This is a genomic window from Hominiventricola filiformis (genome assembly GCF_020686965.1).
Classification (GTDB): Bacteria; Bacillota; Clostridia; order Lachnospirales; family Lachnospiraceae; genus Hominiventricola; species Hominiventricola filiformis.
On the sequence record NZ_JAJEPS010000035.1, the window covers coordinates 1 to 10384 of the forward strand.

Here is a 10384-nt window from a genome sequence, read left to right on the forward strand (position 1 = left end):
AGCAGGAACAGAATAAACAGGAGCGTAAAGTGAGGAGCCGTGAGAAAAAAGAAGCGGACGAACTGCGAATGTTTGAACTGAAACAGCAAAAGAAAAGAGAAAAGCATAGGGGACATTAGTCCCTTGGGCTTTTGCTCAAATTCTAATTTTTGAAACTGAGAAATCGGAAGTTATGGAGGTACTTTATGAACGAGAGAGAAAAAATTATCCGATTATGGTTTGATATGTGGATTAAGAAAGCAGATTTAGGAATTGACAATATTTTTACAGATGATGTTGTATATACTGAGAGTTGGAGTCCTAAATATGAAAACCGCAAAACGGTAAAGCACTGGTTTGACGAATGGAATACACGCGGAAGTGTTCTTGTCTGGGAGATTAAGCAATTTTTTCATCAAGGCAATCAAACAATCGTGGAGTGGTATTTTAAAAGCAAAATGAATAATGGAAATGTTGAAGAATTTGACGGAATATCTTTAATTGTATGGACACAGGATAACAAAATAAAATCATTAAAAGAGTTTGGTTGCAATCTTCATAATTACAATCCATATCGAGATAGTGATATTCCCGTATTTCGAGAAGAAAAAGCAAATTGGTTTTGAGAGGACTATAAATTCAAGTTTGCAGAGCTGACAATCTATCATTTTATCAAAGTAAGATAATTACAATCAATAACGCCGGTGCGGGATTTTGATATCCAGTACCGGCGTTATTGATTCCACAGGGGCTTGGGGGTGTAGCCACCAAATATACTATTCGTTTTCTGCTTCGGCAAGTTTGTTAAGGATCCACTCCCTATTGATAACTATTTCATCATCATCGCGGAGATCCTTGAAATCATTGCAGTGTGAAGAAGCAAATTCATACATATTGTCAATGTCAACTGCACCAGTAATCTCACCCTTATTAATGATTACAAGAATATTTGTTCCGTCGTCGTCGACAGCAAAGCGCAGTTCATCAAATTCTATATCGGGATCATTTTTGAGAATAGAATCTGTCGCAAGTAATTTAACAAGTTCCATTACCCTGTCATCTTTACCTGCATCAAAGATCTGGATCTTTTCAACGAGCTGATTTGCTGATGTCACAATCCGGTATAAGTACTTTTCGGTACGATAATCAGCCAAAGCATTTTTTTCATAAAATATTTCATATGTCTTCTTTACTTCTGATTCAGGAACCAGATAAATCATGACAAGATCTTCCATCTGGTGATAGAGTGTGGAGTAGTTTAAACGAAAGGTCTCTCCACAGCTCGGGCAGGTATAAAGGAAAATAGATTGATTAAGTACCTTCTCTTTCATTTCAGGATCCAGTGCAGTATTAATACTGTCCCAGAGCTCAAAATCCCCCTCATGATGGCAGGAAGGACAAGTTACCTTTTCTATATGATGTCTTGACATAAATGTTCCTCCTTTCAGTGAGATAAATCTATAGTTTTCTTATTGTAGAATGCGCTTATCCTTTATTATTTTGCCAGGAAATTACTCTGAATCTCCATCGGCATATGATAAGCCTGGCCTCGTTTTGTCAGGCTGTATAGTTTAAAGCTCATGAGTTCCGGAGTTGCATTCAGAGAACTGCAGAGTCCGAAATAATCCAGGTCTTCGTTCTGAACCATATCTTCGATCTCCTCATCATCAATCAGAAGATCGGCAGCAAACAGATTGGCCTGGTATTCTGTATTATCCGTCATATTATAGAGTGTATCATCTTGCATCGGAGCCATTTTCAGCTGGGAACGATGCAGCATGATATGCCCTAATTCATGGGCGGCAACGATCATCTTTTCTTCTTCTGAAAGGAAACTGCTGATCATGACATAGATCGTCTTGCAGCTCATAAAACAATATCCTTTCAGTGTCTTATATCTGGAAGTTTCCCCGACAACAATGTTCATCTGATCCATGATCTCAAATGGATCTCGGGTTCCATATTTCTTGATTAATTTCTTTGTTTCTGTATATATGTAAGTGTTTCTCAAATAAATCACCTCAAAAGTAAAAAATAAAAGGGCAGAAATATCCTTGTAACTATAAGGTAACAGATTAGGTGTACAATAATCCCGCCTTCTATTATTTTTCCTCTTGGTTTTTCAGATATTTTTTCGGTGTAAATTTCTTTGCACGTCTTTTGGAATCCAGATAAAGGCTCTGGATCTCATCCATAAAAGCTATTTTATCTTCGTCTGTCAGTGATCCACCGGCAAACATAGCTGCAGCCTGTTCCAGAATCTGCTGAGCCTGTCTGGCACCACGGTTACCAAACTGTTCGGATGCTTCTGTGATAAAAGCTTCATCTTCACTCATGAGATAAGAAACATCACACTGTAATGCATCTGCCAGTTTCTGATACAGAACATTTTGTTTTGGAAAACGTCCTTCTACTTCCCAGGATCGAATGGTCCTATATGAAACACCAACCATACTGGCCAGTTCCTGCTGACTCATCTTTTTTTCTTTTCTTAATGATCTTACTTTTTCACCGAATGTCATAAACATACCTCTTTCTAAACCTTGTCTTATAAGTTTCATTAGCCGCTTCAAGGCAAAACGGGAAATGTGTCTCCCAAAAAATAAAAATTAATCTTGACAAAGGGAAATATCTCTCCTATAATGTGAATCACAGATAAGGGAAACATCTTTCCTATAAGATACACAATATTTCCTCCTTTGTCAATGAATATGTGAAATGAATTTCCTGTATTTTAAAGAAAACAGGAAGGATGCACAGTCATTGACAGTCAAAATGGGATACATGTTACAAAAAGAGGAAAGACGTATGGGAGGTGACAAAAGTGAGTCAGGATCAGACTTCTATTATCTGTATTGATCTGAAGTCTTTTTATGCTTCTGTAGAATGCGTAGAACGTGGACTGGATCCGTTTAAAGCAAACCTGGTGGTTGCAGATCCGACCAGATCAAAGTCAACAATCTGCCTGGCAATCACTCCGGCTATGAAGTCTCTTGGCATCAAGAACCGGTGCCGGATCCATGAGATACCGGATTGTGTAAAGTACATCACAGCCATGCCAAGGATGCAGCTGTATATGGATTATTCTGCAAAGATCTATGGAATCTATCTGCGGTACGTCTCAAAAGAAGATATCCATGTGTACAGTGTCGATGAGTGTTTTATTGATGTGACAAACTATCTGCAGCTTTATCATCTCACTGCAAAAGAAATGGCGGTAAAGCTTATGCAGGAGGTTATGGAGGAAACAGGTATCACTGCAACCGCTGGTGTGGGAACCAATCTGTATCTTGCTAAGATCGCAATGGATATCGTAGCAAAGCATGTGGATGACCATATTGGAATCCTGGATGAATTCTCTTACAGAGAGCAGCTATGGGATCATAAACCATTAAGTGACTTCTGGAGGATTGGATCCCGGACTGAAAAAAAACTGGCCGGTTACGGGATTCATACGATGGGCGATATCGCAATGGCTTCTTTAAGATCCGAAGACTGGCTGTATAAGATGTTTGGGATTGATGCAGAGCTGTTGATTGATCATGCATGGGGCTATGAAACATGCCGGATGAGTGACATCAAGAACTATCATTCGGAGGAACACAGCCTTTCAAATGGTCAGGTGCTGATGCGAAATTATTCTTTTGAAGAAGCACTTGTAATCGTAAGGGAAATGACAGACAACCTGGCCCTGGATCTGTTTGAAAAAGGACTGGTGACAAGCTCTCTCACCTTATGGATCGCATATGACCACAGGTATGAGCATGAGGCATCCAAAGGAACCGTAAAACTCGAAAGAGGAAGTAACAGTTCAAAAAAAATCATGGATGCAGTGGAAGATTTATATCTCAGGATTGCGGACAGATATACCGGAATTCGAAGAATCGAGGTGTGTGCGAACAGGGTTGCTCCTGAAAATTATGTGCAGTACAGCCTGTTTGATGATCCAAAACAGACCGATAAAGAACGGCATTTACAGGAAGCAGTATTGAATGTAAAGCAGCGTTATGGAAAGAATGCGATCATGCGTGGATCTAACCTGCTAGAGTGTTCTACTTATCGAGAACGCAATGAACAAATAGGTGGTCACCGTGCTTAGAGGAGGTGTAAAAAGTGCTGGCAAGTGAATATCAACCGTATTTATATTTATCAAGACCGGTTTCCAGGAGACATCCCATGGATGTAGGACGCAGGGCAAAACAGTTTGCTCCATTTGCGGCACTTCGTGGACTGGATGAAACGATCCGGCAACAGGAAATCATTTACGAATCGAAAAGAGATTTATCCGAAGAAAAGAAAAATGAGCTGGATATGAAATTAAGGATCCTGGCATATGGGATGAAGATACAGGCAACTTATTTTCAAAAATCCTGGAAGGATCCGTCAGTTGGCCAGTACCATACATTATCCGGAACCGTAGAATTTTTTGATCCATCAGTCCACTTACGGATCGATGATACCGGGCGCGAAACCTTGAAAAGCAGCGGGAGTATGACCGCATGAAAGCGCGGGAATACCGGGCAAGAAGAAAGGCGCAGGCTGCCGCCGCACAGCCCACACAGTAAAACAGAATAACCGTCAACCAAGAGGGATTTTCCGAACTACGGGAAATCCCTCTTTTGCGCCCGGAGAAAGGAGCCGCCTATGGCAGAACAAACCCCCGACAGTATCATCACGACCCAAAGGAACGGGCAGACCATTGTTGCGGAGTTATTTTTCAATCACAGCAGCACAGAAACATTCCGCGACAAGCTGCTCAAACTGGTGCTTGCCGACAATTCGCGTTTATCCGCGTCTGACGGTCAAGAGCCGGAAAAAACGGAAATCTTGCGATAACAGCCGCCCCGGCGATACATTCCCCGTCCGGGCGGTTTTTATCGTCAAAAACGTCGTTTTCCCCAAGTCAAGAGCCGGAGAAAACACCCGAAAAATGCCCCTATTGCGTAACAGGGGCGCAGAAAGGAGAGTTTATGAAAACAGGGCTTACCAAGCAGGAAAAGACCACCGATATTTGGTTTGATGAGAAAGACCCCCTTATCCATATCCGCACCCACAACACCGCCTTAAAGAAGCGTCTGCTTGCATACAGCCGCCGCTATCCGGCAATCTGCCAGCAGACGGACGCAGACCCGGAAACGGGCTGCATGGAGTTTGACATTGAGAAAGGACGCTTCTCTTTCCGTCTGACCGCCCCATACAGCGCAGAACGCCGGGAAAAGGCGAGTCAGTATGCCAGAGAAAACAATGCCGCCGACAGGCTGAATTGATATGGATTTGTTCATACTCTTGTGCTATGATATTTATGAATAATGAAACCTTTTCCTCTTTTTTGCGTCTATATAAATAACAGAAAAATGAAAGATAAAGGAGGCTTCTGTTATGAAAAAGAAATGGTTAATAATCACAATGGTGTGCATGGTCTTATTGTGCATTGTGGTAATGGTCTTTCTGTTTACAATGGGGAAAAAACCATATAAAAATCTGGACGCAGCACAAATAGCGTCAGCCAAAGTGCAATTAACGCCGCCAGACAAAACAGTTGAAATTGAGGATATTTCAGAGTTAGTAGGCTATTTGAATGATGTAGTTATCTATAATCAAGATAATTCTTACACAGAATATGTAGGGCAAGGCGTTACTTTTACCCTGATTATGACCGACGGCACACAGACAGAGATTACGGCATATAACCCATTTCTTATAATTGATGGTGTAGGCTATAAAACAAAGTATGAGCCATGCCAAGCACTTAATAGCTATGCCAATGAATTATTAAATTCTGGAACTGCCAATGTGATTTTGGAAGAGCCGCCTGCTTTAGGTTTAGTAAGTGATAACACCTATGTCAGTGCATTATTAGGTGCTTATTCGTGGCAGAAAAAAGATGTTGATGGAAATTCTATAAGTACAACTACCGATAGCGCACACCCTTTAGATTGTGAAGAATTATTATCCCCGCCGTATGAAACACCAGAAGCAACAGCTACACTAAGTTTTACAGAAGAACCCGATACTATTTTAAGTGTAAAATGTTGGAGTGATGAATATTGGGGGAAACCTACTACAAACAGCGAAGATGTAACTATGACTGGAAATGTCCTCACTCTTAAACCGGGCGGGTATATCTATGAAATAATAGCCGACTGGAATACCCAAAACGGTTATGGAGGAACTGCAAGCTATTTTATTTACTTGAAAATGATAGAGTAAAACTAAATAAACCACCTACAAGGGACAGCCGAGAAAATCGACTGTCCTTTTTCTATGCCGACAGGCAGAAAGGAGCGACCAACCATGACGAAACCGAGAGAGAAAACCCGCGAGGAGTTGCAAGCCGAGATTGAGGACGGAAAGAAGAAAATCCGGCAGTTTGAGAACCGAGAAAAGATGTTGCGTCAGAAGCTATCCAAAGAGGAACGCAGAACGCGCAGCCACCGCCTTATCGTCCGGGGCGCGGTCTTTGAGAGCATTGTGCCGGAAGCAAAGAACATGACCGACGAGGAAGCCGCCGCACTTCTCCGGCTTGCCTTGACGAGTGAGCCAGCGCGGGAGTTTTTGAGAAAACGAGCCGAGGAAACGACAAACTAAATAATCCCTTGGCAACAAGGGCGCACTTATACACCCTTGCGGGCGTGTGCGCTCTGCCGAGGGCTTATCTCCGCACAGGGAGATTTCCCCGCGCTTCGATATGGCGGCTTTGCCGCAACAAGGGGCTGCACCCCTTGCGCCGCTTACGCGGCTATCCCTGCACACCCGCAAAAACAGTACACCCGCCGTTGGCGTCTGTACCATTTTTGCGGGTTTTATTATCCTATCCGGGAGGTGATACCCATAGCCATTTACCATTGGAACATCGGTATTGTGAGCCGAGGAAAAGGCAAATCAGCCGTTGCCGCAGCCGCCTACCGAAGCGGTGAAAAGCTGACAAACGAATGGGACGGAATGACCCATGACTACACCCGCAAAGGCGGCGTTGTCCATACAGAAATCATGCTGCCGCCCCACGCGCCACCCTCATTCTCTGACCGTTCAACCTTGTGGAACAGCGTGGAGCTTTACGAGAAAGCCGGGAACGCCCAGCTTGCCCGAGAGATTGACGCGGCACTCCCCATAGAATTATCCAGAGAGGAACAGATCCGGCTTGTCCGGGAATACTGTTCCTCTCAATTTGTTTCTAAGGGAATGTGTGTGGATTTTGCCATTCACGACACCGACAGCGGCAATCCCCATTGTCATATCATGCTGACTATGCGCCCCCTTGACGAGCGCGGCGCGTGGGCGGCAAAGTCCAAAAAGGAATATGACCTTGACGAAAACGGCGAGCGTATCCGCTTGCCAAGTGGCAGATACAAAACCCACAAGGTTGACCTTACAGGCTGGAACGACAAGGACAACACCCTCTTGTGGCGCAAGGCGTGGGCTGACTATACCAACGACTTTTTGGAGAGGAACGGAAGCCCGGAGCGTATCGACCACCGCAGCAACGCCGAGAGAGGAATTGACGAGCTGCCCACCGTCCACATGGGCGTGGCGGCTTGCCAGATGGAGAAGAAAGGTATCGCCACCGAGAAAGGCGAACTGAACCGCAGTATTCAAAAGACAAAACGCCTTATCCGGGAAATCCGGGCGCAGATTGGGAAGCTCAAGGAATGGATTGCCGACCTGTTCAAAGCGTGGGAAACCGCCCCGGAGCAGCCGCAACAATCCCCCGGCCTTGCAAATCTGCTGATGAAGTATTTGAGCGTTCAGAGAGAAAAGAGCCGGAAGTATTCGCAGCGTTGGCAACAACAGCACACAGCCGATGAACTGAAAACCATAGCGGCAGCGGTCAACTATCTCTCCGAGCATGGTATCTCTAATCTTGATGAGCTGGACGCTTCTCTTTCCTCTGTCAGTGATAGAGCCTATTCAATCCGGGCAGGAATGAAAACCGCCGAGGAACGCATGAAGAAGCTGCAAAAGCTAATTGAATACGGGAAGAACTACACAGAGTACAAGCCCATTCACGATGAACTGAAAAAGCTGCAAAACGGCTGGACAAACAAGCGCGATAAGTACGAGGAAGCCCACCGCGCCGAGCTGACCCTATGGAACGCAGCAAGCCGCTATCTCCATGCAAATCTGACGGATATAAAGACGCTGCCTATCTCCAAATGGAAACAGGAATACGCCGACCTCAAAGAGCAGAGAGATACCGACTACACCAAACTGAAAGCTACCCGCGCCGAGGTTGCCGAGCTTCAGAAGATACGCAAGTGCGTTGATATTGCACTGAAAGCCGAGCAGCCGGAGCAGATACAGACCCGCACCAAACGGCACGAACAGGAGCGATAAGAAAAAGGACGGACAAGCTGTCCTACTTGTCCGTCCTTTGTACCTCTTATTTTCCCTTTCTGTTTTTCAAGTAAGTATACAGGAAACCTATCGCGCTGATTAGGAAACAAATTGCAGCAACATAAAATCCATGTTTAGGCAGTGCCTGCTTCTGAAAAACAGCTGATAGCAGAAAGCAAAAAGCTGCTATGAAGTTAAATATCGAAGTTAAAATGTAACCTGTTGTTTTCTTCATAACATCACATCCTTTTTAATTTTATTTTACTTCAAAACTATGAACAATTCAACCACAGAAAGAGAGGTATTAACCATGTATTACACCCAAGAACAGATAGACCGCGCCAACCAAGCCGACCTTGTTTCTTTCCTGCAATCACAGGGAGAGCAGCTTACCTGCGCCGGAAATGAATACCGCTGGAAGCGGCACGACAGCCTGACCGTCCGGGGAAACAAATGGTACAGGCACAGCCAGAGTAAGGGCGGCGCACCCATTGATTTTGTCATGCAGTGCTTGTTGCAGGTATCCAGTATTCAGATAATCTGAGTTCTTCATTATTTGGCGTTATGGCTTACACAGTGATCTTATGTTACAGCCTCTTTAAGACGGCATCCTTAAGTAAGTCGATATTTAACGCGCACTAAATTACAGGAAGGAGTGAAAATCATGGCATATGTCAGCGTACCGAAAGATTTAACAAAGGTAAAGAATAAAGTAGCATTTAACCTGACCAAAAGACAGCTGATCTGTATCGGGATAGGTGCTGCAATGGGAATTCCAAGCTATTTCCTCTTGCGTAATGTGATGGGAAACAGTAATGCAGCAACGGTCATGGTGCTTTTGATGTTACCGGCATTTTTATTTGCCATGTACGAAAAAGATGGGATGCATCTGGAAGATGTTCTGATGCATATGATCCGGGTGAAGTTTCTTCGTCCACCCGTCAGAAAATATGAAACTGAAAACTATTATGAGACAGATCTGGAACAGATCAGACAGTCTCCGGATGCAGGAAAACCGAAAGGAGGAAAAACGGTTGCGAAAAAAGAAAAATAAGAAAACTGTCGCAGATACCGGATACAAAAAAGTAGACAGAAAAGAGAAAAAGAAAAAGGAAAAGCAGGAGGAAAAACGCAGGCAGAAAAAACTGTCCGTCCAGCAGTCGATCGCTTATAAGGAAATGGGAAAAGATGGGATCTGCAGGGTACAGGGAAAAACGTATTCTAAGTGTATCCGCTTCTATGACATCAACTATCAGCTGGCTCAGAACGAAGATAAAAATGCAATCTTTGAAAACTGGTGTGATTTTCTCAATTACTTTGATGCCAGTATCCATTTTCAGCTGAGCTTTATCAATCATAAAAGCAGCATGAAAGAATTTGAACAGGTCATCCGGATCCGTCCTCAGGATGATGCTTTTGACGATGTTCGTATGGAATATACCAAGATGCTGAAACAGCAGCTGGCGAAAGGAAATAATGGACTGGTGAAATCAAAATATATCACCTTTTCCATCGAAGCAGACAATATCCGGGAAGCAAAGCCAAAGCTGGAACGTATTGAATCAGATATCCTGAACAACTTCAAGATCCTTGGAGTTCCGGCATATCCGCTGAATGGCGTGGAACGTCTGCAGATACTGTATGAGACTTTCAATCCGGATATCATGACAGACTTCCAGTTTGATTATGGTTCCATGATCCGGACAGGACTCAATACAAAGGATTATGTGGCACCGACCAGTTTTGTATTCCGAGACAGAAATACGTTCCAGATGGGAAATACTATCGGGGCTGTCTCTTATCTGCAGATCCTGGCACCGGAGCTTACGGATAAGATGCTGGCAGAATTTCTGGATATCGATAAGAACCTGATCGTCAACCTGCATGTCCAGTCTGTGGATCAGATGAAGGCAATCAAGCTGGTAAAAAGCAAAGTGACGGATATCAACCGTATGAAAATCGAAGAACAGAAAAAAGCAGTCCGGGCCGGATACGATATGGATATCAGTGCGACTCGTTCCTGAACAAAGCCTTCGTGGTTGAAGGACAAAATCAGGCACTAACAAAAGAA

Annotated in this window: 13 protein-coding genes and 3 pseudogenes; 13 read left to right on the plus strand and 3 right to left on the minus strand. The window is 43.9% G+C overall.

The window, feature by feature from the left end:
• A partial coding sequence (locus LKD36_RS16975) for a DUF2992 family protein (RefSeq protein ID WP_308460352.1) occupies positions 1–119 on the plus strand: 119 nt, incomplete at its 5' end.
• 66 nt (positions 120–185) lie between these two features.
• The gene (locus LKD36_RS16980; protein ID WP_003864537.1) at positions 186–605 is read left to right on the plus strand and encodes a nuclear transport factor 2 family protein; all 420 of its coding nucleotides are present in this window, start codon (positions 186–188) and stop codon (positions 603–605) included.
• 150 nt (positions 606–755) lie between these two features.
• Here LKD36_RS16980 and LKD36_RS16985 read toward each other — a convergent pair whose 3' ends face one another.
• From LKD36_RS16985 to LKD36_RS16995, 3 genes are all read right to left on the minus strand, one after another.
• The gene (locus LKD36_RS16985; RefSeq protein ID WP_029471597.1) at positions 756–1409 is read right to left on the minus strand and encodes a CpXC domain-containing protein; all 654 of its coding nucleotides are present in this window, start codon (positions 1407–1409) and stop codon (positions 756–758) included.
• A gap of 65 nt (positions 1410–1474) precedes the next feature.
• On the minus strand, positions 1475–1990 hold the full coding sequence (locus tag LKD36_RS16990) for an ImmA/IrrE family metallo-endopeptidase (RefSeq protein WP_243868778.1): 516 nt from the start codon (positions 1988–1990) through the stop codon (positions 1475–1477).
• Positions 1991–2081: 91 nt separating this feature from the next.
• Positions 2082–2540 (minus strand): helix-turn-helix domain-containing protein, encoded by a 459-nt coding sequence (locus LKD36_RS16995; protein ID WP_049940522.1) that lies wholly within the window; start codon positions 2538–2540, stop codon positions 2082–2084.
• Positions 2541–2803: 263 nt separating this feature from the next.
• Here LKD36_RS16995 and LKD36_RS17000 point away from each other — a divergent pair, with 263 nt between their 5' ends.
• The 11 genes and pseudogenes from LKD36_RS17000 to LKD36_RS17045 all read left to right on the plus strand — a co-directional run.
• Positions 2804–4078, plus strand: coding sequence for a Y-family DNA polymerase (locus LKD36_RS17000; RefSeq protein WP_044932403.1), 1275 nt, complete (start codon positions 2804–2806; stop codon positions 4076–4078).
• A gap of 77 nt (positions 4079–4155) precedes the next feature.
• Positions 4156–4482: a hypothetical protein gene (locus LKD36_RS17005; RefSeq protein ID WP_308460353.1), complete on the plus strand. Its 327-nt coding sequence runs from the start codon at positions 4156–4158 to the stop codon at positions 4480–4482.
• 141 nt (positions 4483–4623) lie between these two features.
• The gene (locus LKD36_RS17010; RefSeq protein ID WP_118604688.1) at positions 4624–4815 is read left to right on the plus strand and encodes a transposon-encoded TnpW family protein; all 192 of its coding nucleotides are present in this window, start codon (positions 4624–4626) and stop codon (positions 4813–4815) included.
• A gap of 134 nt (positions 4816–4949) precedes the next feature.
• Entirely contained in the window at positions 4950–5246 is a 297-nt protein-coding gene (locus LKD36_RS17015) for a hypothetical protein (protein WP_118604686.1), read from the plus strand.
• Between the two features lie 112 nt (positions 5247–5358).
• The gene (locus LKD36_RS17020; protein ID WP_243000247.1) at positions 5359–6189 is read left to right on the plus strand and encodes a hypothetical protein; all 831 of its coding nucleotides are present in this window, start codon (positions 5359–5361) and stop codon (positions 6187–6189) included.
• 84 nt (positions 6190–6273) lie between these two features.
• Positions 6274–6567: a DUF3847 domain-containing protein gene (locus LKD36_RS17025; RefSeq protein WP_308460350.1), complete on the plus strand. Its 294-nt coding sequence runs from the start codon at positions 6274–6276 to the stop codon at positions 6565–6567.
• 234 nt (positions 6568–6801) lie between these two features.
• Positions 6802–8313, plus strand: coding sequence for a MobQ family relaxase (mobQ, locus tag LKD36_RS17030; protein ID WP_308460351.1), 1512 nt, complete (start codon positions 6802–6804; stop codon positions 8311–8313).
• A gap of 310 nt (positions 8314–8623) precedes the next feature.
• Positions 8624–8821, plus strand: a pseudogene (locus LKD36_RS17035) (AAA family ATPase); the annotation flags it as partial.
• A pseudogene (locus tag LKD36_RS17750) lies at positions 8815–8955 on the plus strand (VirB6/TrbL-like conjugal transfer protein, CD1112 family); the annotation flags it as partial. The pseudogenes LKD36_RS17035 and LKD36_RS17750, both read left to right, overlap by 7 nt.
• Positions 8956–8977: 22 nt before the next feature.
• Positions 8978–9367, plus strand: coding sequence for a PrgI family protein (locus LKD36_RS17040; RefSeq protein WP_118004260.1), 390 nt, complete (start codon positions 8978–8980; stop codon positions 9365–9367).
• A pseudogene (locus LKD36_RS17045) lies at positions 9318–10319 on the plus strand (VirB4-like conjugal transfer ATPase, CD1110 family); the annotation flags it as partial. The gene LKD36_RS17040 and the pseudogene LKD36_RS17045, both read left to right, overlap by 50 nt.
• Between the last annotated feature and the right edge of the window lie 65 nt (positions 10320–10384).